The sequence below is a fragment of the Hyphomonas chukchiensis genome (assembly GCF_000682695.1).
GTDB classification, from domain to species: Bacteria; Pseudomonadota; Alphaproteobacteria; order Caulobacterales; family Hyphomonadaceae; genus Hyphomonas; species Hyphomonas chukchiensis.
Map to the genome: position 1 here is coordinate 58612 of NZ_AWFG01000012.1, position 23033 is coordinate 81644.

Here is a 23033-nt window from a genome sequence, read left to right on the forward strand (position 1 = left end):
CCCGCGCCGATAATGGCTATGCGCTCCATCAAATGCTGGGGTGGCAGGATAAAAAGGACAGATGAAATGCGGGTAATGCATGTCATGGCAGGCGCGGCAGAAGGCGGCGCGGAAAACATCATGCTGGAATCGGTGCTGGCGCTAGCAGAGACCGATCTTGCGCAGCACGTCGTGACACGGCCTGACAATGCATTCCGGATCCAGAAATTTCGCGAGGCCGGCATCGGTGTGGATGTGGCCGCGTTCAACAATAGCTGGCCTTTCCCCACACAGCGCGTGATCGCCGATGCCATCAAGCAATTCGAGCCGGACGTGATTGAATACTGGATGGGCCGCGCCGGACAGTTCGCCCCCAAACAATACCGTGCACGATCCATCGGCTGGTATGGCGGCTATTACAAGCTGGCGCGCTTCAAGAATTGCGAATGGCATGTCGGCCTGACGATCGACCTGCTGCGCCATATCCGCGAACAAGGCGTCAGCGATGAGCGCTCGGCCATCGTGCATACATATGCCGATTTTACCGGCGCAGACCCGGCGAGCCGCAAGGCGCTGAATACGCCAGAGGATGCACCGGTCGCGCTGGCGCTCGCGCGCCTGCATGAAAAGAAGGGCCTTGATACGCTGCTCGATGCGACGGCGAAGATTGACGGGCTCTATGTCTGGATCGCGGGCGAAGGCCCGCTCGAACAGGAACTGAAGGCGCATTGCACGCGGCTCGGCCTTGATGACCGCGTGCGCTTCCTTGGCTGGCGCAATGATCGCGGCGCGCTGCTGGCGGCCTGCGATGTTGTCGCCTTCCCGTCGCGCTATGAACCCTTCGGCACCGTGACGGTGGATGCCTGGGCGGGGTCACGTCCGCTGGTCGCCGCGGATGCGGTTGGCCCGGCGGCCTATGTGAAGGACGGTGTCAACGGGCTGCTGATTCCGAAAAATGATGTCGATGCCCTGGCGGACGCCTTGCGCAAGGTTGTGACGGACAAGGATCTGGCGGCGAAGCTGGTGGCTGGCGGCCGCGCCTCCTATGAAGCGCAGTTTACAAAGGCTGTCTTCCAGCGGGATTCAATTGCGCTCTATGAAAAGATCGCTGCCCATGCGGGACCATTCGGCGGCTAAGCCTTGGCGGCATGGACCGTCTGGAAGAAGCCCCGGTAGAGGCGGGCGGCCACGCGTTCGCCGAGGCCGATCTCGACGCGGATGCCGGCCTGGCGAAGGGCAGTGATGCCGCCTTCGGCGAGCGGATGGGGATCGCTAATCGCGCAGACGACGCGGGCAATGCCGGCGTCTTTCAGTTTGGTGGAACAGGACGGGCTGCCGCTTGAGCGCTCGCGGCAGGGTTCCAGCGTGACATAGGCCGTGCCGCCGACGGCGCGTGCGCCAGCTTCGTCCAGCGCAATCTCTTCGGCATGGGGGCGTCCGCCCAGTCCGGTTACGCCGTCGCCGACAATGTGGCCGTCAACGTCAAGGATCACGCAGCCCACCGAAGGGTTGGGTCCGGTCAGGCCGTGATTGAGGCGCGCAAGGCCGAGGGCCCGGCCCATCATGCGCCGGTCGCGGCGTTTGCTCATGGCAGCTCGGGCAGCGGCGTGGCGCGCTCAGGATCCAGATAACGAACCGAAACAGGTTTCAGGTTGGCGTCCAGATCGATCAGGAGCGGGTTGCCTGTCGGAATCTCGATCCCGGTAATGGACTCATCGGGCACGTTGAAGAGGTGTTTCACGAGGGCACGCAGCGAATTGCCATGGGCGGCGATCACCGTGTCTGTTCCGGCGCTCAGGACAGGCGCGATTTCGCTGGTCCAATAGGGCAGCACGCGCTCAAGCGTGGACTTCAGGCTTTCCGTGGCCGGGACATCAATGCCCTTGTAGCGCGGGTCTTTCGCCGGATTGTACTGGCTGTCCTCGTCGATGGGGGGTGGGGGGACGTCGTAGGAGCGGCGCCATATGTGCACTTGTTCGTCACCGTGCTTGGCGGCGGTTTCGGCCTTGTCGAGGCCGGTCAGTCCGCCGTAGTGGCGCTCGTTTAGCTGCCAGTTCTTTTCGACCGGCACCCAGACGCGGCCCATTTCGGTCAGCGCCATCCAGAGCGTGCGGATGGCGCGTGTCTGGACACTGGTAAAGGCCGCGCGGAAGTCGGCATCGACGCCCTTGAGCAGCGTGCCGGAATGGCGGGCCTCGGCCTCGCCCTTTTCGGTGAGGTCTGCGTCCCACCAGCCGGTGAAGCGGTTCTCGAGGTTCCAGGCGGATTGGCCATGGCGGACAAGGGCGAGTTTGGTCATCGGTCGGCTTTCCTCAAAAAGGCATCAGTTCGGGCATCTGGCGCCCTTTTCGGGGTAAATCACCAAAGGTTCAAGCTTTCATGACCCGGATCAGCTCGGCGAAGGCGAGAACGACGTGGTAGGTCGTGGAGGCGGGCATGAAAGTCGAGAGAATATCGCCTTCGGCACCATAGTGGTCGATCCAGCCGCCATCGGGCGTCAGGAATTCGTCCATGAGGACGTCAAAACTGGTGCAGGCGGCCGCGGCGTGACGCTCGTCGCCGGTGGATTCCAGCATGCTGAGATGCGCCTTGAGGGCCTCGGTCTGGGACCATGTGCGGCGTGAGCCGTCGAACGGCTCTCCCTCGCGGGTCACTTCCACACAGGCCCGTCCATCGTCATCCAGCGTGGCGCAGGCAAAATCGTAAAGCGTTGCAGCCGCCGGGAGGACGGGCGTATCGGTCGCCGCCGCATAGGCATGCAGCAGCCAGACCCATTCGAACTGATGGCCCGGCTCGACAATATCGGCGTCGCGGCCTGTCGGAATGGACCAGTCAGCGGCAAAGCGTTCGCCGAGCAGGCCGCCAGGACCAGCCGTGAGGCGCGTTTCGAACAGGGCAACGAGTTCGGCGGCACGGGCGATATGGCCGCCCTCGGGGTCGACCCTGTGAAGGGAAAGGCAGGCCTCCAGCAGGTGCATGTGCGGGTTCTGCTCGCGGATGCCCGGGCGCGGCAGAATTTCGGCATAGCCACCGTTCAGGCGGTCGCGCATCTGACGGTCGACCGCATCGAGCAGGGCGCCCGCACTCGCACGGGTTTCGCCTGTGCCGCCGAGGGCATCGGCGGATTCGGCGATGGCAAAGAGCGTGAAGGCGATATCGTAGAGATCGGGTGTGTCATCCAGCAGGCCGCTACCGTCAGGTTGGAGCGTGCGGCCGACGAGACCATCATCGCGGCGGGCAAGGCCCGTCAGGATACCGAGGCCGCGTTCGACCCGGTCTCGGGATGTATCCACGCGCCAGCCGAGTCGCAGGGCTTCAGCGAAGACATAGGTCTGCCGGGCCTGCACGCGGACGCGGTTCTCGCGGGAATCGGTAATCGTCTGATCAAGTTCGAGCCCCTCGCGGAACAGGCCATGACTGTTCATGCCGCGCTCGGCCCAGAGGGGAAAACAGGCATCCGCAAGCCAGGTGCGGGCTTCCTTGGCCCGTCGCTTCAAGGCTGACCTGGACATTGGGACGGGTCCTCGAAATGCATGTGAAGCCGAGCATACGGCTCGCCAAACCGATTGCGCACCTGCTATCAGCAGATGCTATGATTGGCCAGCGCCCTTGCGCGCATTGCCGGTAGCAAAGGACGCGTCGCATGCGAGACAGGTTTTTCTTCCCGGCCGCGCTGGTTGTTGTCTGCCTGATGGTCTTTTTTGCCATCCGTCCAGCTATTGGCGCCCTCCCGTCAGGCACCGTTACAGGCGATGGTGTCCATTATGACAAGATCGTCGTCGAGGGGAACTATCTCCACAAGATATATGCGGGCGGCAATGCAAAGACCGAACTGGTCGACGGGCCGGATGGCAAGCGTGTCCTCCTGATCGAGGCGGATGCGGGGGCATTGCGTGATGAGCCGGAGCTTGGGCCCCACTTCCGGTTGGCCGCCGATATCGAAATCCAGTTTGCAGGCCAGACGGTGCGCACGACCGTGCGGGCGCGCCCCGCCGAAGATAAGGGCGCCATGCAGATCGCGCTGAATTATTCCGCCGGTCGGGTCGGAGAATCAGGCTGGAAGATTTTCGACCTCAAGCCCGGATTCAATGACTTCAGCTTCGACTATGACGTCCCGCTGATCGAAGGCAATCAGGGGGTCGATTATTTCGGCATTCGGCCCGTCGTGCCCGACAAGAGCCGCGCCCTGCTCGTCGAACGCGTCACGTTCGAGCGGCTGGGCCCATGGAAGAAAGATTAGCCGGCCTGAAGGGGCGGCCGCTCGGTTGCGACACCAAGGGCCTGTTCGAGCGCCCGGCCGAAAGCGAGCATCGGCCCTTCCCGGAAAAGCGGCGCCCAGAGCGAAATGGCGACCGGCGTGCGGGCCGTCGGCGCGTCAGGATTGGCTTCGGAGTCGAATAGCGTCCGGGGCTTTGTCGTGTCGAAGCCGCAGCGCATCGCCAGGCACGGGTGACCGGTATAGTTCGTTGGCGTCAGCATGCCGCTCGAAAAGCTGGGACCAATGACAACGTCCACATCCGCAAAGGCCGTCTGCATGGCCTGCATCCACAGGCGGCGCAGGCGATCCACCTGAATCAGGTCGACAGCGCTGATGAAGCGGGCCCCGCGGAAGCTGTTCGGCCACGCTTCCGGATCCTGCCAGGTCAGCTCGTCATCGCGGCCTGACAGTGTGAGATCTTCAAAGGCGGCCGCCGCTTCAGCGGTGAGCTGCAGGGAGAGCGGATCGGATGGCAGGTCGGGCAGGGTGAAAGGCACGGGTTTGGCGCCGAGGCCCTTTGCGACGTCGATCGCGTTCCTCTCCGTCTGCGTTGCCGCCTCCAGCCAGGCCGGATCAATGCCGAGGCGCAGGCCTGTGATGGGTGTGCGGAAGTCATAGGTGAATCCGGCAGCGATAGAGCCGGCATCGGCGGGATCGAAGCCATTGATGGCGTCGAGGACAAGCGCGCAGTCTTCGACAGATCGGGCAATCGGCCCGCATTTGTCGAGCGACCAGCAAAGCGCCATGCCCCCTGCCCGGCTGACCCTGCCGAAGGTAGGCCTGAGCGCGGTGACGCCGCAGCGCATGGCTGGTGAAACCAGTGAGCCAAGCGTTTCGGTGCCGATTGAAAAGGCGCAGAGGCCTGCGGCCGTGGCGCTGGCTGAGCCCGCGCTGGACCCGGACGAGCCTTCGCGGATATCGAACGGGTTGCGCGTGACACCGCCAAACCAGACATCGCCATAGGCCAGCGCGCCGCATGTGGTCTTGCCCAGCAGGATCGCGCCGGCCTCGGCAAGTTTGCGAACGATGGCGCTGTCGCCCTCAGAGGCGCGGGTCTTGTAGGGTGCGGCGCCCCAGGTCGTCGGGGCGCCTTCGGCATCGAACAGGTCTTTCAGGCCATAGGGAATGCCATGCAGGGGGCCGCGCACCTTGCCGGCTGCGCGCTCGGCGTCCATCGCATCGGCTTCGCGCCGGGCCCGCCCGGCCATGACCGTCACAAAGCATTCGAGTTTGGGACCAAAGGTTTCAATCCGCTTCAGGTAAAGCTCTGTCAGTTCGCGGCTGGAGATCGCGCCCGCAGAGAGCCATGTGCGCAACTGGGTCAGCGAGGCAAAGGCGACGTCTTCCTCGCCCGGCATGGCGGCACTGACATAGGGCATGACGCTGACGCTGGACGTATCTGTCAGGCCATAATCGACGCCGGGCAGGCGTGGATCGAAGACGGTCGCCGGGGCGAGGCTGTTCGGTTTGTCCACTTCCCGCAATTGCTTGAGGGCGCCGAGGCGGGATTCCAGATCGGCGACCATCTGGGCGCGCTCGGCATCCGTGTAGGTGATGCCGGCGAGTTCTTCGGCGTCGCGGATGGTTGTGGCCGTGATGCCCTCGGGCACCGGAGCCGGTTCCGGCTTGCGTGAGCAGGCAGCGGCGGCAAGACCGGCGAGGCCAGCGCCTGCGCCCATGAGGAGGCTGCGCCGCGAAGGCGCGTTCGTATCGAATATCCTGTCCATGTGTTGTCCCCTGTTTGCCATCGCTCAACCGCCCCATTATGTCGTGCATTCCTGTCAGGCGACGAGTCAAAACTTGAAAGAGGCCCAATTTCCCATGCGAGGAGCCCTGATGCGATTTTTTATTCCGCTTCTGCCCCTGGCGATCGTTGCCTGCACACAGACACCCGAAATGGAGACTGCATTGCCAGACGCCCCTGCTGAAAGCCCGAAAGCCGCCGAGACCGATCCCAACCTCTGGCTCGAAGAGGTTGAAGGCGAGAAAGCTTTGGAATGGGTGCGCGCGCAGAATGAAGGCAGCCTTGCCGAGCTGCAGGCTGACCCGCGCTATGCAAAATATGAAGCGGCAGCCCTGGATGTCCTGACATCGGATGCGCGCATCCCGTATGGCACGGTGCGCGACGGCATGGTGTACAATTTCTGGCAGGACGATGTGAACGTGCGCGGCCTATGGCGCCGGACCACGCTTGAGAGCTATGCGACCGACGCGCCGGACTGGGAGACGGTTGTCGATTTCGACAAGCTGGCCGCCGACGAAGGCCGCAACTGGGTCTATACGGGCGCCAATTGCCTGCGCGAGAAAGGCAAGCCCGTGCGCCATTGCCTCGTGTCGCTGTCGGATGGCGGCAAGGATGCCGTGATCAATCGCGAGTTCGACCTTGAGACCAAGACCTTTGTTGAGGATGGTTTCGTTACGCCAGAGGCCAAGCAGGGCATTTCATGGGTCGATCCTGATACGCTGCTGATCGCTTCGGACTGGGGCGAAGGCACGGTCACGGCGTCCGGTTATCCTTTCATCGTGAAACGCTGGAAGCGGGGAACGCCGCTGTCGGAGGCCGAGGAAGTGATCCGCGGTACGAAGGACCATGTAGGCGTATGGCCATCGGTGATGGAGCTGGAAGACGGGCGGGTGCTGCAGGGGGCGGTGAAGTCGGAGACCTTCTTTACCCATTCCTTCTGGTGGCTGCCTGAGGGCGAAGCCGAGCCGGTGCGCTGGCCTATCCCGCTGAAATCCTCGCCGGAAGGCATCTACAAGGGGCAGTTCCTCCTGTCGCTGGAGGAAGACTGGGCGCCGGAGGGCCAGCATACGGCGTTCAGGACGGGCGATCTTGTGGCCTTTGACGTGAAGGCGTTCCTGGAGACGCGTGCCTTGCCGGAGGTCAGCCTCGTCTTCCGGCCGAATGCGGCGCAGGCGGTGAATGGCGTGGCTGTCGCCAAGGGCGCGGCCCTGCTCTCGATCAATGACAATGTGGCAAGCCGCGTGTTGCGGCTGGAGCCGGGCGCGGATGGCTGGACGACGGGCGCGCTGGAGCTGCCGGGCACGGGGCAGGCGGGAATCGTGTTTGCTGATGAGCATGAAGAGACCGTGTTCCTGACCTATCAGGACTTCCTGACGCCGGATTCCCTGCTCGGCTATGACATTGCCAGCGGCGAGGTCTCGACCGTGAAGAGCCTGCCGGGCAAGTTCGATGCGTCGGGGCTCGAAGTGGAGCAGTTCTTCGCGGTGTCGAAGGACGGGACGAAGGTCCCCTATTTCATCGTGCACAAGACCGGGATGAAGCTCGATGGCAGCACGCCGACGCTCCTCTATGGGTATGGCGGGTTCCAGGTGTCGATGAATCCGGGCTACAGCCCCGTCACGGGCCGGCTGTGGCTGGAACAGGGCGGCGCCTATGTGCTGGCGAATATCAGGGGTGGCGGCGAGTTCGGTCCGGCCTGGCACCAGGCGGGCCTGAAGCTCAACCGACAGCGCGTCTATGATGATTTCATCGCGGTGGGCGAAGACCTGATTGCCCGCAAGGTGACCAGTCCGGCGCATCTCGGCATCATGGGCGGGTCCAATGGCGGCCTCTTGATGGGCGTGATGCTGAACCAGCGGCCGGACCTCTGGAATGCGGTCGTGGTGCAGGTGCCGCTGCTCGACATGATGCGCTATCACCTGCTGCTGGCAGGTGCCTCATGGGTGGACGAATATGGCTCTCCGGACGTGCCGGAAGAGCGCGCCTTCCTCGAGACGATCTCGCCCTACCAGAATTTCGATGCGTCCAGGCCCTATCCCGAACCCTTCTTCGTCACCTCGACCAAGGATGACCGGGTGCATCCCGGCCATGCGCGCAAGATGGCGAAGCTGTTCGAGGATGCGGGCCTGCCCTTCCTCTATTACGAGAATATCGATGGGGGCCATTCGGCGGCGGCGAACCAGACGGAACGGGCCAAGCGTACCGCTTTGGAATTCACCTATCTTTCGGAGCGCCTGTTTGAGGCAAAGTGAGTATTGTTTTGGAATTAACTGAGGGATTAGGTTCCGAATAAGAATGCATAGCCATTCTTTCGCCGGGGGCTTGTCAGTTTTTCAATCCGTGAGACCTTCAGGGCATGCGGCTCGACGAGAAGGATTTCCATAACGACGTCGTCCGGCTTGACCTGCTGGAGGAAAGTGACCGTGCGCGGCTTGCCGCGTCGGGCGCGGTGCAAGCCATGTGGGACTGGCTGCCGGTCATGCCCACAGGCACGAATTTCCATGCCTATTTCGACTTCATGCTTGCCATGAAACAGCAGGGAAGCATCATTCCCTTCTCGATCACGCGACAGTCGGACGGCGCCTTTGCGGGTGTGATTGCCTATCTGGACGTATCGCGCACGCATCGACGTGTCGGCATCGGCTATGTCTGGCACCCGCCGGAAATGCGCGGCACGGTGGTGCCTGTGGCAACACAGATGGCGATGATCGGCCGGGCCTTTGGCGCCCGGATGCGCCGGATCGAGTTTCCCATCGCGGCGGCCAATGAGCGGGCGATCAGGGCCCTTGAGCGGCTGGGCGCGCGCAATGAAGGGGTCTTGCGCCGCTATATGCGCCTCGCGGACGGTTCGTGGGCCGATCTGGCCGTCCTGTCGCTGGTGGATGCTGAGATAAGGGCCGCGATCGACCTCCTGAAGGACCGGGTCGCAGAGATGCAGATGGCTTGACCTGACCGGCCCCTCATGCTTTAGGCGCCGCTACATCCGCGCAAAATACAGAAGCGCGCTTTGACTGATCCATGAGGTCAGCGAGGCCCCCCGCCCGGCGAAGGTTCGCTCAGCGGGGCTTCATGCTTTGTGCGTTCGGTTTGAGCGCCTATGTCTGTTCCCACAGGCAAAAGGTAAAGGAGTGGCACATGTTCGACGCTTTGAGCGATCGTCTTGGCGGTATTTTCGACGGTCTGACCGGCCGCGGCGCACTGTCCGAAAAGGACGTGAATGCCGCGCTGCGCGAGATCCGTGTGGCCCTGCTCGAGGCCGACGTTGCCCTGCCCGTCGTCAAGGATTTCATCGACAGCGTGCGCACCCGCGCCGTTGGCGAGGAAGTCGTCCGCTCGGTGAAGCCCGGCCAGCAAGTGGTCAAGATCGTCTATGATGGTCTGGTCGAGATGCTTGGGGGGACGGAGGCTGAAACCGGCCTGCGCGTCGACAATCCGCCCGCGACGATCATGATGGCCGGCCTTCAGGGCTCGGGTAAAACGACCACGACAGCCAAGATCGCGAAACGCCTGTCGGAAAAACAGCGCAAGCGCGTGCTCCTCGCCTCGCTCGACGTGCGCCGCCCGGCTGCCATGCAGCAGCTGGCGATCCTTGCCGACCAGTGCGGCGAGAATGTTTCCTCCCTGCCCATCATCGAAGGCCAGCTGCCGGCGGATATAGCCCGGCGCGCCGTGCAGGCCGCGAAGATTGGCGGCTATGATGTCCTGATCCTCGATACCGCCGGCCGCACGACGATCGACGAGCAGATGATGAGCGAGGCCGCAGAGATTGCGTCCATCGCCAAGCCGTCCGAAACGCTTCTGGTCGCTGATGCCCTGACAGGTCAGGATGCTGTCGAGACCGCCCGTCGCTTCCATGAGCGCCTGCCGCTGACCGGCCTCGTGCTGACACGGATGGACGGCGACGGTCGCGGCGGTGCGGCGCTGTCGATGCGCGCCGTTACCGGCCTGCCGATCAAGTTCCTCGGCGTTGGCGAAAAGCTCGACGGCCTCGACGCTTTCGATGCGGGCCGGGTTGCGGGCCGCATCCTCGGTCAGGGCGACATTGTCAGCCTCGTCGAAAAAGCGTCTGAGCAGATGGACGCCGAAAAAGCCGAGCGCATGGCCGCGAAGCTCAAGAAGGGCGAATTCGACCTGGAAGACATGGCCGACCAGCTGCGCCAGATGCAGCGCATGGGCGGCCTTGGCGGCATCATGGGCATGATGCCCGGCGCGCGCAAAGCCAAGGAAGCCATGGCCAGCGCCAACCTCGACGACAATGTGCTGAAGCGCCAGGAAGCCATCATCCTGTCGATGACCAAGCAGGAACGCCGCAAGCCGGCCGTCCTCAATGCCTCGCGCCGCAAGCGCATCGCGGCGGGCTCGGGCACATCGGTGCAGGAAGTGAACAAGCTGCTGAAGATGCACCAGCAGATGGCCGGCATGATGAAGAAGATGCGCACCAAGGGCGGCATGAAAGCCATGATGGGCGCGGCCTCTCAGGCCGGCATGTCCCCAGCAGATCTGGCGCGCATGGGCGGCCAGCAACTGCCGCCGGGCATGGGCTCCGGCAGCCTGCCGGGCGGACTGCCCGGTCTGGGCGGCGGCCTTCCGGGCCTTGGGGGAAAGAAGAAATAGATGACGAACGCAGACAACACGCTCGCCCTTTTCCAGCTGAACCAGCTGCGCGCCAGTATCGACAATATGGACGCGATCCTCGTCCATACGCTGGCGGAGCGCTTCAAGGCTACCAAGGAAGTCGGCAAGCTGAAGGCGCTTCACAACATGCCGCCGGCCGACAAGAGCCGTGAGGCCCAGCAGATCGAGCGCCTCCGGCGCCTCGCCAATGACGCAGGCCTCGACCCGGCCTTCGCCGAGAAATTCCTATCCTTCATCGTGGCGGAAGTGATCCGCCACCATGAGCAGATCCGCAGCGACGAAGCTGAACTTTAATTCCAGAGACGACACTTTACAGGAGTAACCCCAATGTCCCTCAAGATCCGACTCGCCCGTGGCGGGTCCAAGAAACGCCCTTTCTATTCGGTTGTTATCGCTGACGCCCGCGCGCCACGCGACGGTCGCTTCATCGAGAAAATCGGCGTCTATGACCCGCGCCTTGCAAAAGACTCCGGCGAGCGCGTCAAGATCGACGGCGTGAAAGCGGCTGAATGGCTCAAGAAAGGCGCTCAGCCAACCGAGCGCGTCGGCCGCTTCCTGTCGCAGATCACGCTCGAAGGCGAATCCGCACCGATCTACACATGGGCCGCCGGCAATAACCCGAAAAAAGGTGAGCCAGGCAAGAAAGCCCAGGAGCGCGTGAAAGAGCGTGCCGACAAGGCGACGGCTGCTGCTGAAGCCGCTGCCTCCGCTGCTGAAGCTGCCGCCGCCGCAGCTGCCGCACCTGCGGAAGAGGAAGCACCGGCTGAAGAAGCCGCTTCGGAATAGGTTTCGATCCTGTATCGAATCTGAAGGGGCCAGTGCTGTTTGCACTGGCCTTTTCTGTTTGCAGTGGCACTCGCGTACGGCCTGAATGCGAGGCAACGGGGAACCTTGTCCCGGTTCAGTTCGCTTAGCCTAGACATGAGGCTGACCGAAAGGAGACCGCTATGAACAGGTTGACGCACTACCGAAACGGCGCGCTCGTCGCCGCCACTATTGCCGCCCTTGCCCTGCCAGCGCAGGCCGCACCGCATCGTGACGCCTATCGCGGTGGACACGGCGGCGTTGTCTTGCACGCCGATGGCAATTTCAGAGGCGAGGCCATCGAGGTGAATGGGGCTGTGCCCGATCTCTCGCGCGTTCGTTTCAATGATCGTGTTTCGTCGATCAGCATTGGCTCAGGCATTTGGGAAGTCTGCTCCGACGCAAACTTCAAGGGGCGCTGTGCCACGATCGACACCAGTGTTTCGAGGCTTGGCGACCTGCGCCTGAACGACAATATCTCCTCGATCCGTCCGGTCGGCTATGGGCGCGGGGGTGTCGCTGAGCGCGGTCGCTGGAATGGGGGATATGCGAATGGCGGCGCGGATGTCGTGCTGTTTTCGCGCGCCGGCATGAGCGGCGAGCAGGTTGGCATCAATCGCGACATTGCCGACCTTTCTGCCTACCGCTTCAACGACAAGGCCAGCTCGATCCTTGTGACACAAGGGACATGGCTTGCCTGCGAACATGCCAACTACAAGGGCCGCTGCGAAGTGGTCTCGCGGGGCTCGGGCGACCTGCGACCGATCGGCCTGAATGACAATATCTCGTCGATCAGGCGCTATGACAGCCGGTATGAGGCGCACAATGATTACGATCGCCACGACGGCTGGAGGCGCTAAAGACCCGTTCTCTCTGGCCGCGAGTAGGGCTAGAGAGGCGGCATGACGTCGAAACCTGAAGAGAAGCTGATCGTTGTGGGTGCCCTGAAGGGCGCCCATGGCGTGCGCGGTGAAGTACGCGTGAAGAGTTTCACGGCCGAGCCCGAAGACCTGTTCACCTATGGGCCCCTGACCGATGCAAATGGGCGGGTTCTGCTGACGCCGCTGTCGGCCCGGCCCGGCAATGATCATTTCATCGTCGCCACGCGCGAGCAGAAGCAGAAGGAAGAATGGGACGCGCTTAAAGGCGCTCTCTTGCATGTCGCCCGGGCGCAGCTGCCCGAGGCCGAAGAGGACGAGTTCTATATCGAGGATCTCGTCGGGCTCGATGTCGTCACTGAGGGGGCGAGCGTCGCGGGACGGGTCAAGTCAGTGCAGAATTTCGGCGCCGATGACCTGCTGGAAGTTCAGCTGGTGACGGGTGGCCATAGTGTGTTCGTGCCGTTCACGCTGGCAGATGTGCCCGAGATCGATTTCGAGACGGGGCGCGTGCATATCCCCGATCTGGCCAGCTGGAGCGAGCCCGCCGCCGACGAATAGCAGCCCGGGCAGCGCATGTTGTGAGTGGTTCAGGTGGCATGCCGCATGTTACGATTTGTAACTGAGAGGTTTTGGCCATGCTTGCCACACTCCTGCGCCTTGGCGCGCTGATCGCCCTTCCCTTCGCCACAGCTGGCGTGGCTGCTGCGCAATATGACGATGTCCAGGACGAGGCGGCGCTGATCCTCTTTGGCGGCGAGAATTATACCGGATCCGCCGTCAATGTTTTCGACCCGATCTATTCCCTGCCGGATATCCAGTTCAATGACCGTGCCCGCTCAGTGGCCGTGCTGTCGGGCGCCTGGGAGCTTTGCGAGCATAGCGATTTCACCGGTCGCTGCGTGTTCCTCCGCGAGGACGTTCCCGACCTTCGCTATTACGGCCTTGAGGGGCAAGTGTCGTCGGTGCGGCCTATTTATGAGTATACGGATGCCGAGAACGGGCTGATGTTCGTGCGCGATGAGAATGGCTATATCCGGTACGCCGACGATGCGCAGTATGGGTATGATACATACTCGCATGGCTATGGCGCGACGACGCGGGTGGAAGTCTACCATTACGGCTATTCGCCCGCTTACAGGTCTTACGGATACTACGATCCGCTGGCCGGGTACGGGCCCTATGGCTTTGGCTATTCGCGCGGTGGCTACAACACCTATCGCCCCTATCACCGGAAGCCCAGGCCCCTGCGCGGACACTATGGTGCGCGCGATGCGGACGCGACACTCTATGTGGATTCCAATGGGCGGGGCGCATCGCTCGGCATCAATCGCGGTGTCAGGGATCTCAGCCGTTACCGCTTCAATGACAATGTGTCGTCGCTGAATATCAAGTCCGGCAAGTGGGAAGTCTGCGAGCACGCTAATTTCAAGGGGCGCTGCGAAATCATCGATGCCTCGACAGGCAAGCTGAACGGCCTCCGCCTCAACGACAATATTTCATCGATCCGCCCTGTCGGCGGTGACCGGGACAATCGCGGCGACGGACGCGATCGCGGACATCGCGGTGATAATGCCGGTCGTGGCGGCAATGACTACGCGGGCCGTGACAGGGGTGGCCGAGGCGACGAGCCACGCGCCGACCGTGGCCAGCAGGGCGACCGGGGCCAGCGCGGGCCCGGGCGTCCAGGGGGTGGGCGTGGCGCCGATGCGCTTGCCGGTGGGCCGGGAACCATACCGTCCCTGCCGGACACGACTTTGCCAAATCGCCAGCCGCAGCGCGGCTTTGTGCCGCCGGACCCGATCAGCAAGACGGTACAGCCGCCGCGGCAGGAACGCCCGCGCGGCGATGCGGTCCGCCGTGACGTGCCACGCATCCGTGACACAGGCGACCGGCGCGGCGGCGATCAACAACGCGCCCGTCCTGACCGGCAGGTTGAGCGCAGGCCTCAGCCACAGCGCCAGCAGACACAGCGTGTGCTGCCTCAGACGCCCGCCATGCAGTCGCGCCAGCCTGTGCGGGCACCTGTACAGGCCGCTCCACAGGTGCGAGCGCCAGCACCGCAGGCCCGGGCGCCCCAAGTGCGTGCCGTGCCTCCGCCTGCGCCTGTCAGGGTGGCGCCTCAGCCGCGTCCACAGGCTCAGGCACCGCCGGAGCGGCAAGTCAGGGCAGACCCACGCTCGCCCGCCGGCATCAGGGCGCGTGACCGGTCGTTGCGCGGTGACGAAAAATAAGTCCCGGTGAAGGCTTAGCTGGCGCGCGGGTCGTTCCATTCGGCGGGAATGCCGTAGCCGCCGCGCCGCGTGAGCCAGAACATGCCGATCAGGTCGAAGATGCCGGCGCCGAGGCGGCCAAGAAAGCCGTATTTCGACACGCCCGCGAGCCGCTCGCGATCATTGACCAGTTCCTCGCGCACATCCCAGCCGGCGCGCTTGACGAGGGCCGGCAGGAAACGGTGCATGGATGCGAAATAGGGCAGGTCGCGGAAGGCCCGCGTGCGGATCAGCTTCCAGCCACAGCCCGTGTCGGTCGCATCGTCTCGGAGCACGAAACGCCGCACGCCATTGGCCACGCGTGACTGCAGCCATTTGAAGCCGGAATCGTTGCGGCTGTTGCGCTTGCCGGCAATGATGCCGAGCCGCGCCGGGGCGCCGGGCGCGATGATTTCGGCCCAGAGACGGGCGGTGTCGTGCGGATCATTCTGGCCATCGCCATCGAGCAGCTGGACCCATTCGCCGCGCGCCGATCTCAGGCCGCTGAAGAGGGCCGAGGATTTGCCGCGCCTGGCCACATGGTTCAGCACCACGACCGTGTGCGGGTGACGCGCCTTTGCTTCGGCGAGTTCCATGCTGGTCGCATCGGCCGAACAGTCATTGACGCAGATGATCTCGAAATCGATTCCGGCCAGCGCCTCATGAATCTCGTCGATCACGGGGTGCACGTTGCCTTCCTCGTTGAAGAAGGGAATCAGGACGGAAAGGGCCGGAGTGTTTGCCATTCATCCTCCCGTATAGAACATGTCCTGTCAGCGCAATTTACGCCCTCAGAATGTACGGATAAAAGCACGGAAAAAGCACGTAGACAGCCCGGAGCGTGCACGAAGCCATTCCTATATGCCCGAAAGGCAAAGCCCTTGGACGTCTATCATATCTGGTTTGACCTGAAGCCCGGAACCGACGAGCGCGCTTTCGCGAGCGCCCTGCCCGCCTTTCTCGATCACATGCGTAATGCCGGGCGGATCGAAAGCTGGCGGATGATGCGCTGCAAGCTGGGCCTCAGGCCGGACGATGTGCGCGAGTTCCACATCATGATCGAGACGCGCGACCTCGCCCAGCTCGACATGGCCTTCAGGGCCGCCGCCAGCCGCGAAGGCGAGACGGACACGCTGCACTTCACGGCGAATGCGATGGTGACCAATGTGAAGTTCGGCCTGTTCCGCGACTGGCCGGATTGAAGCGCGCCGAGCCTGTGCTTGTCAGTGTCGCGGGAGGAGCGCAACAAAGTGGGCATGACAAATCCGATAGATCAGATCTCCGCGAAACTTCACGCGCTCGAAATCGAGCTGGAAGCCGAAATGGCCAAGAAGCGGGCGGGGCTGCAGTATGGCCTTGAGCGCGGAAAGGTATTGTTCGAACAGGAAGTGGTGCGAAGGCATCGCGAGCTGCGCACGCATGTCGTGCGCTACCTGTTCAGTGCGCGGCCGCTGGTCTTGCTGTCAGCGCCGGTGATCTATTCCCTGATCGTGCCGTTTGTGATCGTCGACCTCTGGGTGTCGATCTACCAGGCCATCTGCTTTCGCGTTTACGGCATTCCGCAGGTTCGGCGTCACCGCTACCTCGTGTTCGACCGGAGCGGCCTTGCCTACCTGAACATGATCGAAAAACTGAACTGCGCTTATTGTTCCTATGTGAACGGGGTCATCGCCTATGTCCGGGAGGTGGGCTCACGCACCGAACAATACTGGTGCCCGATCAAGCAGGCGCGGCGCGTGATCGGCGCGCATGCGCGCTATGCGGGGTTCGAGGAATTCGGGGAAGGCGAGCACTATCACGAGCGGCTCAAGGTCTTGCAGGCCGATATCCGCAAGGCGAAGGAACCCGGCGAGCCCTTGGGCGACTGAGCGGACGGCTGGGGGGCGGCGGAAGCTGCAGACGAATCCGCAGCTTCCTGACCAGATCAGATGCGCGCGAAATCGTTGCGGGCAAGAGTGGCGACCGTGTCGAGGGTCATCGACTTGTCGCTGAGGCGGCGGCGGTTGAGCTCGGACAGCTCGAAGGGGGCTGCGTGGCCGTAGTTTTCTGTCCAGATGCGGTCGACTTCCGGCTTCGTCAGCGCGGCGGTCATTTTCACTTCCGAGAGATCATCGGCCTTTTCGGCGCGGCGACCGCCGGGGAGGTAGATTGTGCCGTTCGAGAAGTCGACGGCGAAGGCAATCAGGCCCGGAATGAGGAACAGGAGCAGGCCGACGCCGTCCAGGATGGCCACGGCCGGGTCGATACGGCCGCCGCTCTGGCCCTTGCGTTCCGGGTAAAGAAGGGTGCCGCAGCCGCTGAGGGCTGTTGCGAGGATGGCGGCAGAGCCACCCATCAGCAAGTGTCGCTTCGTCGTATCCATACTATTTTCTCCTGAAAACCGACCTGCACAAGAATAGGCAGCGTCTGTGCGAGTAAGACCCGAAGTCGCAACATGTTCCAGTGTTTTCGTGGAAGGTGGCCGGAATGGCTGTTCAAACATTGCCGGTTGGTAAACGGACCTGCAGCAAATCCCGTACCCGGATTCGCGGGATATTCGCTTGTAGGCTGTAGAAAGGCCCAAACGGAGAGGACAGGATGCCCATCTCAAATCGCAGTCGTGACGTCTTTGATTCATTGTTGTTTTTTGCGTTCGTCGCGATAACGGCCCTCTGCCTGTCATTCACCTTTTCGATGATGATGTACCAGCTGGGCGTGCCGACCAATCCGCGTGCGTTCGTTTTAACCAACCTGCTCATCTCGGCCTGTGTGGCGCTTCCGACGGGCGTCATCGCCTCCCAGCATGAGTTCCGCCTGAAGAATTATCAGCGGCGGCTGGAAGCCCTGGCGGCGACCGATCCGTTGACGGGGCTGTATAATCGACGCTTCTTCAAGCAGGCCCTGGAAGACGAGGTGCAACGCATGCGCCGGACCCATCAGACCGCCGGCCTGGTCATGTTCGACCTCGATCATTTCAAATGCATCAATGACCGGTTCGGTCACAAGTCAGGCGATCTTGTCCTGCAGGAGGTCGCGTCCGCCGCCTTTGCCGAGCTTCGCGGCCCGTTTGACCGGCTGGGTCGCTGGGGCGGGGAAGAATTCGTGATCCTGCTCAGCAATGTGACGCTGGAACAATCCGCCCTCGTGTGCGAGCGCATTCGTGAACGTATCGCCTCGCTGCATCTGGAATGCAGGGGCCAGGACTTCTCGATCACGGCGAGCTTTGGGACCTGCCTGCTGAAGCCGGGTGCGCAGATCGACCTGGCCCTTGAGACCGCCGATGCGGCGCTCTTCCAGTCCAAGAATAGCGGGCGCAACAAGGTGACCGCCCGCCGCGCGGTGGAACTGGCGGCCTAATCCCGTCCCATCGTGGACATGGCCTGGGCGACCTCGAGTTCGGCGGCGAGCCTGTCGACATATTTCACGAAGCTGCGGGCATAGAACATCCGGCTTCCGGCCCACCATTCGCGGATGTCGGGATCGCTGAGCGATTCCCTCAGGCGCGCTTCGGAACCCTCCCACAATTCATCCTCGAACACGCCGAAGCGACGATGCGTATGCAGGACTTCGAAATGGCGGAAGGAAATGCTGAGGAAGTTGGAGACGCGGAGGGCTTCCGCGCGGGTCCAGCTGCTGAGGCCGTCTTCGCGTGAGAGCACTTCCGCGAGATCGGCGCTTTCGGTGACGCGCCCCATATTGGCCGACAGGAGCTGGGCCGAGGTCTGAGCCGCCGCCATGCGGGTCAGGTGCGCGTTCTGGCGAAGCTGCAGGCCGATGAAGACCAGTGTCAGCACCACGGCGCCGGAGGCCATGATGTTGGCAATGGTGGCGACAGTATCGAGTGTCATCTGTATCCCCCCGTTATTTTGCTCGTATCAAGCGCCGGGCAGGCGCGTGCGTCAACGGCCAGGTGGGGTGACGCGGTGACGGGAGTGGGCTAGATGCGCGGCATGTTCAGGGCCACGCTCATCACGCTTGTACCGGAAGCCTTTCCCGGGCCGCTCGGCGTCTCCATTCTGGGGCGCGCCGAGGAGAAGGGCCTGTGGGCGCTGGAAACCATAGACCTGCGCGGCTTTGGTGTCGGCAAGCACCGCAATGTGGATGACACGCCCGCAGGTGGCGGCGCGGGCATGGTGATCCGGCCGGATGTGGCGGCGGCGGCGATTGATAGCGTGGCGCTGGAGGGGCGGCCGCTGGTTTATCTCTCCCCGCGCGGCAAGCCGTTTGACCAGCAAAAAGCGCGCGACTGGGCCGCCGGGCCGGGCGTCGTGTTTTTCTGCGGCCGGTTCGAGGGGCTTGATGAGCGTGTGATTGAAGCACGCGGCATGGAAGAGGTCTCGCTCGGCGATTTTGTTCTGGCCGGCGGTGAGGTTGCGGCCATGGCTTTCATCGAGGCGACGGTGCGTTTGCTGCCCGGCGTGGCCGGGAATGAAGCATCGCTGACGGAGGAATCCTTCGAGCAGGGCCTGCTGGAACACCCGCATTATACAATGCCCCGCGCGTGGGAAGGACGCCCTACGCCTGAAGTTCTCCTGTCCGGCGATCATAAACGTATAGAAGAATGGCGTCGCAACAGCGCAAAGGCGTTGACAAAGCAGCGCCGTCCCGATTTATACGCCGCTTACTCCAAGACCCCCGAATTCCAACCGCCGGAGAATGGCGATGAACATGATTGAGCAGCTTGAGGCGGAAGAACGCGTCCGCGTCCTCGGCGACAAAAAAATCCCGGCTTTCTCGCCAGGCGACACGCTTGCCGTGAACGTGAAGATCAAGGAAGGCGACCGTGAGCGCGTCCAGCGCTTCGAAGGCGTCTGCATTGCCCGTTCGGGCGGCAGCCTGAGCGAGAGCTTCACGGTTCGCAAGATTTCCTTCGGTGAAGGCGTCGAGCGGGTTTTCCCGCTGGTCTCGCCACTGATCGAGTCGATCGAAGTGAAGCGCAAGGGCCGCGTGCGCCGTGCGAAACTTTACTACCTGCGCGACCGTCGCGGTAAGTCGGCCCGTATTGCCGAGCGGACGACCGGCCACGGCATCGAGGCTGTCGAGATTGCTGTCTCGAAAACCGAGCGCCGCCGTCAGAAGGACGCAGAGAAGGTTGCCCGCAAGGAAGCCGCCGCTGCCGACCGCGAAGCCGCTGCCAAGGCAAAGCTTGAGGCCGAAAAGGCCGCTGCTGCTGCCGCAGAAGCCGAAGCCAAGGCCGCTGAAGAAGCTGCCGCTGCGGCTGAAGCGCCAGAGGCTGCTCCGGAAGAATAGGCTTCCCGCCTTTTCACGATTTCAAAAACGCCCTTGCCGTCCGGCAGGGGCGTTTTTCGTTCAGGCCCCGGCCCCTTGCTTCATGTAGCGCGTGAGCCCATCGACGAGATGGTCGAAGACGAGGCGTATGCGCCGGTTGCCGCGCAGATCCTCATGCATGGTGACCCAGGTTTCGAGCGAGAATGTCATCTCGCCCGGAAACAGGCGGACAAAGCGCGGATCATGCGCGATCAGCCCGACCTGGCAGATACCGATGCCGAGCCCGGCGCGGATGCACGTGAACTGGGCAACGTCACTGTCTGTGCGCAGGGAAAACATGTCGCGATGAAGGTCCAGCCCTTTGGCGCGCAGGCCCTGAACACCGGTTGTCTCATGGTCGAAACCGATCAGGGCATGGCTGGAGAGGTCATCCAGGGAGGCGGGTGTGCCGCGCCGGTCCAGATAATCGCGGCGGGCAAACATGCCGAGTTCGATATCGCCAATCTTGCGGGCAATCAGCGCGCCCTGGCTCGGCTGGACCATGCGTACGGCAATATCGGCATCGCGGCGCAGCAGGTCGGCGGTCTCGTTCGAGGCCACGAGTTCGAAGGCAAGCCGGGGATGTTCGGCCCCGATCGTGGCGAGGATGGATGGCAGGACTTCAATGCCGATCACTTCGCTGGCCGTGATGCGCACTGCGCCCGCCAGCGCATCATCCGGGCCTGAGGCGGCGCGGATCATGGCGGCGGCAGAGGCCTCCATGGCGAGCGCGTGGGGCATCAGGGCCTCGGCGGCGTCTGTCGGGGTCAGGCCCTGGGGCGACCGGGTGAACAGGGCCGCGCCGCCGAGAACGCTTTCGAGCTGTTCGACATGGCGGGCAATCGTCGGCTGGGTGACACCGAGGGCGCGGGCGGCCGCTGACAGGCTGCCGGTGCGGTAAACGCTGAGCAGGGAGCGGCAGTGATCCCATGAAAGTGAAGCCTGATCCATAAATAATGTTTAGCGACTATAGATATTACCGCAATTTCTTTTAGCGGGCGCCTGCTTCATTCTTCTGCCTGACACCCAAACAGGAGATCGACATGACCCACACACGAACAGCCCTGATCCTTGGCGCAACAGGCGGCGCCGGATTCGAAATTGCCCGGGCCCTGAGGGCGCATGGCTGGCAGATACGCGCGATGCACCGGCGCCCGGATGATGTATCTTCGCAGATGCCGGATGCTGACTGGATCCAGGGCGATGCGATGAAAGCAGCCGATGTGCTGATGGCGGCGACGAATGCCGACCTGATCGTGCATGCGGTGAACCCGCCGGGATACCGGAACTGGGGCAAGCTGGTCCTGCCCATGATTGATAATACGATTGCTGCGGCGCGGGCGAACAAGGCCCGGATCGTGCTGCCGGGCACGGTCTATAATTACGGGCCCGATGCATTCCCCCTGCTCCGCGAAACGTCCCCGCAGAATCCGACAACGCGCAAGGGGGCGATACGTGTGGAGATGGAGGCGCGTCTGCGTCGGGCAGCGGAGACCGGCGTTGATGTACTTGTCGTGCGCGCTGGCGACTTTTTCGGGCCCAATACCGGCAATTCATGGTTCGCGCAGGGCATGATCAAGCCGGGACAGCCCGTGCGTTCGATTACCCATCCGGGCAAGCCGGGCGTCGGTCACGCCTGGGCCTATCTGCCCGATTTCGCCGAGACCGTGGCGCGCCTTGTCGACAGGAATGACGAACTGGCGACATTCGAGACGTTTCATTTCAACGGGCACTGGTTCGAGGACGGCCGTGAGATCGCCGAACGCCTCCGGATTGCCGGCGGGGTTCCGGATGCACCGATCAGGCGTTTCCCGTGGCCGTTGCTGCATGTCCTGAAGCCATTTGTGCCCCTTTTCCGGGAAATGGCCGAGATGCAATATCTCTGGAAGGTGCCGGTCCGGCTCGACAATTCCCGGCTGGTCAGCCGGCTTGGCAGTGAACCTCACACACCTGTGGACGAAGCCCTGCGGGAGACCCTGCGCGGCCTGAAATGCCTGCCTGACGCCCCTTCGCGTGCTTTGGGCCTGGCCGTCGGCTGATGTCAGCCTGCGACGCTGAGCAGGGCGGTTTCCGGCTCCATTAGGGATTTGTCGCCGGCGCTGAGGGCGCGCGCATATTCCGCTTTGATCTGTGTGGCCATCCAGTCGAAAGTCTCCTCGACACGCCGAACGGCCTGACGCTCGGCAGAGAAGACGCTTTGCTGGCCTGAAGGCAGGTAGAAATAGGGATTGGCTTCCCAGATGACCGGGCGACCATCCGGCAGGATGCTGTAATCGACGGCGGCAAAGTCGAGCCCCAGGGCAGCGACGGCTTTCACGAGTTCATCGGCGTGGGCGACAGGCGCTTCGAAATGCGCGAGGTCTGCGTCGATCATGCGGCTGACCAGACGGGCGCCGAGGCCGAAACGGCGGGTGAAGTTGCGGCGCGGCGTGTCTTCGCGGGCGAAGACAGATGTCGACAGGCCGACAATCGGATCGGTCGAGAAGAAGAGATGGCTGGCCTTGACCTCGCCGCCAAACACAAAGGCGCGGGCCTTGTGATGGTATTGGCTGAAGAGGCTGGTTTCGGCGCCGGTCGCCCGCCAGGCGCCCTGTATGTCGACAAAGGTGATGACAGCGGCCGGGAACACGCAGGTTGCGGCTGCGCGGCGGGCGTCAGCTTCACTGCGCGCGATCACGACGTCGCGCTGGCAATGGACATCGTCTGACCGGATGATGCAGGGGAAACCGACCTCGCTGGCCACTGCAGGCAGGTCATCTGCGGATTGTGCCCGCGCGGCATAGGCGCTGGGCATGCCTGTCTCGCTCCAGATCCGGGCCTGGTCGGCTTTGGATGTGTTGCTGAGTCCAAAAGGGGAATTCAGAACGCGGATGCCATAGAGGCTGGCCGTTGCCTCGATCTGGACAGCTTCGGCATAGCATTTGGGGTATTTCTGGCGCAGCGGATCACCCAGCCAGAACACGATCAGGCCGACATCCCGGAAATCGAATGGGCCGCTGCCGGTCCGGTGGATCCGGGTCTGGCCAACCAGTTCCGGGTCACTCTGCTTCAACCGGTCCATGAAGGCCTGGTCTGTTGCGACTGTCCGGCCGCGCCTTTCGCCATGCATGACGAAGACGATCTTGAATCGGGAGGCCGGGCTCTTTGCACGAAGCGGGATCACGCGGGTGGCGGGGCTGTCGGGTAGCTGCATGGATTGGCCTCCGGCTCAGACTTGATTTGCGTCGGCCCAATTC

General features: G+C 63.1%; 25 protein-coding genes. 16 read left to right on the forward strand and 9 right to left on the reverse strand.

The features are described 5' to 3' along the window. Positions 1 to 66 precede the first annotated feature (66 nt). Complete coding sequence (locus tag HY30_RS04925) at positions 67 to 1116, forward strand: glycosyltransferase (protein WP_034737726.1); 1050 nt, start codon at positions 67 to 69, stop codon at positions 1114 to 1116. Here the strand turns inward: HY30_RS04925 and HY30_RS04930 are convergent. From HY30_RS04930 to HY30_RS04940, 3 genes are all read right to left on the reverse strand, one after another. Further along, the gene (locus HY30_RS04930; RefSeq protein ID WP_034737728.1) at positions 1113 to 1568 is read right to left on the reverse strand and encodes a bifunctional diaminohydroxyphosphoribosylaminopyrimidine deaminase/5-amino-6-(5-phosphoribosylamino)uracil reductase RibD; all 456 of its coding nucleotides are present in this window, start codon (positions 1566 to 1568) and stop codon (positions 1113 to 1115) included. The genes HY30_RS04925 and HY30_RS04930 overlap by 4 nt on opposite strands. Then, a complete protein-coding gene (gpmA, locus tag HY30_RS04935; protein ID WP_034737730.1) occupies positions 1565 to 2278 on the reverse strand; it encodes a 2,3-diphosphoglycerate-dependent phosphoglycerate mutase in 714 nt (237 codons plus the stop codon). The genes HY30_RS04930 and gpmA overlap by 4 nt, the downstream gene beginning before the upstream one ends. A 70-nt stretch (positions 2279 to 2348) precedes the next feature. Then, positions 2349 to 3491: an AGE family epimerase/isomerase gene (locus tag HY30_RS04940; protein WP_051614852.1), complete on the reverse strand. Its 1143-nt coding sequence runs from the start codon at positions 3489 to 3491 to the stop codon at positions 2349 to 2351. 131 nt (positions 3492 to 3622) lie between these two features. Here HY30_RS04940 and HY30_RS19055 point away from each other — a divergent pair, with 131 nt between their 5' ends. Then, on the forward strand, positions 3623 to 4219 hold the full coding sequence (locus tag HY30_RS19055; protein WP_051614854.1) for a hypothetical protein: 597 nt from the start codon (positions 3623 to 3625) through the stop codon (positions 4217 to 4219). Here HY30_RS19055 and HY30_RS04950 read toward each other — a convergent pair. After that, the gene (locus HY30_RS04950; RefSeq protein ID WP_034737732.1) at positions 4216 to 5964 is read right to left on the reverse strand and encodes an amidase; all 1749 of its coding nucleotides are present in this window, start codon (positions 5962 to 5964) and stop codon (positions 4216 to 4218) included. The genes HY30_RS19055 and HY30_RS04950 overlap by 4 nt on opposite strands. 109 nt (positions 5965 to 6073) lie before the next feature. On the opposite strand from HY30_RS04950, the gene HY30_RS04955 reads away from it, so the two are divergent. The 8 genes from HY30_RS04955 to HY30_RS19065 all read left to right on the forward strand — a co-directional run bounded on the left by HY30_RS04955 (position 6074) and on the right by HY30_RS19065 (position 14532). Then, a complete protein-coding gene (locus HY30_RS04955; protein ID WP_241765650.1) occupies positions 6074 to 8233 on the forward strand; it encodes a prolyl oligopeptidase family serine peptidase in 2160 nt (719 codons plus the stop codon). 104 nt (positions 8234 to 8337) lie between these two features. After that, positions 8338 to 8928 (forward strand): GNAT family N-acetyltransferase, encoded by a 591-nt coding sequence (locus tag HY30_RS04960; RefSeq protein WP_034737736.1) that lies wholly within the window; start codon positions 8338 to 8340, stop codon positions 8926 to 8928. A gap of 188 nt (positions 8929 to 9116) precedes the next feature. Next, a complete protein-coding gene (gene ffh, locus HY30_RS04965; RefSeq protein ID WP_034737738.1) occupies positions 9117 to 10595 on the forward strand; it encodes a signal recognition particle protein in 1479 nt (492 codons plus the stop codon). Next, positions 10596 to 10910 carry a chorismate mutase gene (locus tag HY30_RS04970; protein ID WP_034737740.1) on the forward strand — a complete coding sequence of 105 codons (315 nt, stop codon included), beginning with the start codon at positions 10596 to 10598 and terminating at the stop codon, positions 10908 to 10910. Between the two features lie 33 nt (positions 10911 to 10943). Further along, positions 10944 to 11402 carry a 30S ribosomal protein S16 gene (gene rpsP / locus HY30_RS20645; protein ID WP_034737741.1) on the forward strand — a complete coding sequence of 153 codons (459 nt, stop codon included), beginning with the start codon at positions 10944 to 10946 and terminating at the stop codon, positions 11400 to 11402. A 161-nt stretch (positions 11403 to 11563) separates the two neighbouring features. Further along, on the forward strand, positions 11564 to 12280 hold the full coding sequence (locus HY30_RS19060) for a beta/gamma crystallin-related protein (RefSeq protein WP_051614856.1): 717 nt from the start codon (positions 11564 to 11566) through the stop codon (positions 12278 to 12280). A gap of 42 nt (positions 12281 to 12322) precedes the next feature. Then, positions 12323 to 12859, forward strand: a complete 537-nt coding sequence (rimM, locus tag HY30_RS04990; RefSeq protein WP_034737742.1) for a ribosome maturation factor RimM — start codon at positions 12323 to 12325, stop codon at positions 12857 to 12859. Between the two features lie 77 nt (positions 12860 to 12936). Then, positions 12937 to 14532, forward strand: a complete 1596-nt coding sequence (locus HY30_RS19065; protein WP_051614858.1) for a beta/gamma crystallin-related protein — start codon at positions 12937 to 12939, stop codon at positions 14530 to 14532. A 14-nt stretch (positions 14533 to 14546) separates the two neighbouring features. Here HY30_RS19065 and HY30_RS05000 read toward each other — a convergent pair whose 3' ends face one another. After that, positions 14547 to 15296: a glycosyltransferase family 2 protein gene (locus HY30_RS05000; RefSeq protein WP_034737743.1), complete on the reverse strand. Its 750-nt coding sequence runs from the start codon at positions 15294 to 15296 to the stop codon at positions 14547 to 14549. Between the two features lie 135 nt (positions 15297 to 15431). On the opposite strand from HY30_RS05000, the gene HY30_RS05005 reads away from it, so the two are divergent. Together HY30_RS05005 and HY30_RS05010 are read left to right on the forward strand one after the other, a co-directional pair. Continuing rightward, on the forward strand, positions 15432 to 15752 hold the full coding sequence (locus HY30_RS05005; protein ID WP_034737744.1) for a DUF6614 family protein: 321 nt from the start codon (positions 15432 to 15434) through the stop codon (positions 15750 to 15752). Positions 15753 to 15806: 54 nt separating this feature from the next. Further along, positions 15807 to 16418, forward strand: coding sequence for a hypothetical protein (locus tag HY30_RS05010; protein ID WP_034737745.1), 612 nt, complete (start codon positions 15807 to 15809; stop codon positions 16416 to 16418). A 56-nt stretch (positions 16419 to 16474) separates the two neighbouring features. On the opposite strand, the gene HY30_RS20320 is transcribed toward HY30_RS05010, so the two are convergent. Then, positions 16475 to 16912 carry a hypothetical protein gene (locus HY30_RS20320; protein WP_206741413.1) on the reverse strand — a complete coding sequence of 146 codons (438 nt, stop codon included), beginning with the start codon at positions 16910 to 16912 and terminating at the stop codon, positions 16475 to 16477. Between the two features lie 215 nt (positions 16913 to 17127). On the opposite strand from HY30_RS20320, the gene HY30_RS05020 reads away from it, so the two are divergent. Beyond that, a complete protein-coding gene (locus tag HY30_RS05020) occupies positions 17128 to 17886 on the forward strand; it encodes a GGDEF domain-containing protein (RefSeq protein WP_051614860.1) in 759 nt (252 codons plus the stop codon). Here the strand turns inward: HY30_RS05020 and HY30_RS05025 are convergent. Then, positions 17883 to 18377 (reverse strand): hypothetical protein, encoded by a 495-nt coding sequence (locus HY30_RS05025; protein ID WP_034737746.1) that lies wholly within the window; start codon positions 18375 to 18377, stop codon positions 17883 to 17885. The genes HY30_RS05020 and HY30_RS05025 overlap by 4 nt on opposite strands. Before the next feature lie 93 nt (positions 18378 to 18470). Between HY30_RS05025 and trmD the strand changes: the two genes are divergently transcribed. Together trmD and rplS are read left to right on the forward strand one after the other, a co-directional pair. Beyond that, the gene (trmD, locus tag HY30_RS05030; protein ID WP_051614861.1) at positions 18471 to 19205 is read left to right on the forward strand and encodes a tRNA (guanosine(37)-N1)-methyltransferase TrmD; all 735 of its coding nucleotides are present in this window, start codon (positions 18471 to 18473) and stop codon (positions 19203 to 19205) included. Beyond that, complete coding sequence (rplS, locus tag HY30_RS20650) at positions 19192 to 19779, forward strand: 50S ribosomal protein L19 (RefSeq protein ID WP_034737748.1); 588 nt, start codon at positions 19192 to 19194, stop codon at positions 19777 to 19779. Before trmD ends, rplS begins: the two co-directional genes overlap by 14 nt. A 60-nt stretch (positions 19780 to 19839) precedes the next feature. Here the strand turns inward: rplS and HY30_RS05040 are convergent, their stop codons facing one another. Next, a complete protein-coding gene (locus HY30_RS05040; RefSeq protein WP_034737750.1) occupies positions 19840 to 20748 on the reverse strand; it encodes a LysR family transcriptional regulator in 909 nt (302 codons plus the stop codon). A 92-nt stretch (positions 20749 to 20840) separates the two neighbouring features. Between HY30_RS05040 and HY30_RS05045 the strand changes: the two genes are divergently transcribed. Further along, the gene (locus tag HY30_RS05045; protein WP_034737753.1) at positions 20841 to 21836 is read left to right on the forward strand and encodes an NAD-dependent epimerase/dehydratase family protein; all 996 of its coding nucleotides are present in this window, start codon (positions 20841 to 20843) and stop codon (positions 21834 to 21836) included. Positions 21837 to 21838: 2 nt separating this feature from the next. Here HY30_RS05045 and HY30_RS05050 read toward each other — a convergent pair whose 3' ends face one another. Further along, on the reverse strand, positions 21839 to 22990 hold the full coding sequence (locus HY30_RS05050) for an ATP-grasp domain-containing protein (RefSeq protein ID WP_034737763.1): 1152 nt from the start codon (positions 22988 to 22990) through the stop codon (positions 21839 to 21841). Between the last annotated feature and the right edge of the window lie 43 nt (positions 22991 to 23033).

Bases quoted from the DNA above. Each gene is read 5' to 3' on its own strand.
- HY30_RS20320 (WP_206741413.1), bottom strand. From the start codon at position 16,912: ATGGATACGACGAAGCGACACTTGCTGATGGGTGGCTCTGCCGCCATC.
- HY30_RS04940 (WP_051614852.1), bottom strand. From the start codon at position 3,491: ATGTCCAGGTCAGCCTTGAAGCGACGGGCCAAGGAAGCCCGCACCTGG.
- HY30_RS05010 (WP_034737745.1), top strand. From the start codon at position 15,807: ATGACAAATCCGATAGATCAGATCTCCGCGAAACTTCACGCGCTCGAA.
- HY30_RS05045 (WP_034737753.1), top strand. From the start codon at position 20,841: ATGACCCACACACGAACAGCCCTGATCCTTGGCGCAACAGGCGGCGCC.
- HY30_RS19065 (WP_051614858.1), top strand. From the start codon at position 12,937: ATGCTTGCCACACTCCTGCGCCTTGGCGCGCTGATCGCCCTTCCCTTC.
- HY30_RS04950 (WP_034737732.1), bottom strand. From the start codon at position 5,964: ATGGACAGGATATTCGATACGAACGCGCCTTCGCGGCGCAGCCTCCTC.
- HY30_RS05050 (WP_034737763.1), bottom strand. From the start codon at position 22,990: ATGCAGCTACCCGACAGCCCCGCCACCCGCGTGATCCCGCTTCGTGCA.
- HY30_RS04970 (WP_034737740.1), top strand. From the start codon at position 10,596: ATGACGAACGCAGACAACACGCTCGCCCTTTTCCAGCTGAACCAGCTG.
- HY30_RS19060 (WP_051614856.1), top strand. From the start codon at position 11,564: ATGAACAGGTTGACGCACTACCGAAACGGCGCGCTCGTCGCCGCCACT.
- HY30_RS04960 (WP_034737736.1), top strand. From the start codon at position 8,338: ATGCGGCTCGACGAGAAGGATTTCCATAACGACGTCGTCCGGCTTGAC.
- trmD (WP_051614861.1), top strand. From the start codon at position 18,471: ATGCGCGGCATGTTCAGGGCCACGCTCATCACGCTTGTACCGGAAGCC.
- HY30_RS05020 (WP_051614860.1), top strand. From the start codon at position 17,128: ATGCCCATCTCAAATCGCAGTCGTGACGTCTTTGATTCATTGTTGTTT.
- rplS (WP_034737748.1), top strand. From the start codon at position 19,192: ATGAACATGATTGAGCAGCTTGAGGCGGAAGAACGCGTCCGCGTCCTC.
- HY30_RS19055 (WP_051614854.1), top strand. From the start codon at position 3,623: ATGCGAGACAGGTTTTTCTTCCCGGCCGCGCTGGTTGTTGTCTGCCTG.
- rpsP (WP_034737741.1), top strand. From the start codon at position 10,944: ATGTCCCTCAAGATCCGACTCGCCCGTGGCGGGTCCAAGAAACGCCCT.
- HY30_RS05040 (WP_034737750.1), bottom strand. From the start codon at position 20,748: ATGGATCAGGCTTCACTTTCATGGGATCACTGCCGCTCCCTGCTCAGC.
- ffh (WP_034737738.1), top strand. From the start codon at position 9,117: ATGTTCGACGCTTTGAGCGATCGTCTTGGCGGTATTTTCGACGGTCTG.
- HY30_RS05025 (WP_034737746.1), bottom strand. From the start codon at position 18,377: ATGACACTCGATACTGTCGCCACCATTGCCAACATCATGGCCTCCGGC.
- HY30_RS04925 (WP_034737726.1), top strand. From the start codon at position 67: ATGCGGGTAATGCATGTCATGGCAGGCGCGGCAGAAGGCGGCGCGGAA.
- HY30_RS05000 (WP_034737743.1), bottom strand. From the start codon at position 15,296: ATGGCAAACACTCCGGCCCTTTCCGTCCTGATTCCCTTCTTCAACGAG.
- HY30_RS04930 (WP_034737728.1), bottom strand. From the start codon at position 1,568: ATGAGCAAACGCCGCGACCGGCGCATGATGGGCCGGGCCCTCGGCCTT.
- HY30_RS04955 (WP_241765650.1), top strand. From the start codon at position 6,074: ATGCGATTTTTTATTCCGCTTCTGCCCCTGGCGATCGTTGCCTGCACA.
- rimM (WP_034737742.1), top strand. From the start codon at position 12,323: ATGACGTCGAAACCTGAAGAGAAGCTGATCGTTGTGGGTGCCCTGAAG.
- gpmA (WP_034737730.1), bottom strand. From the start codon at position 2,278: ATGACCAAACTCGCCCTTGTCCGCCATGGCCAATCCGCCTGGAACCTC.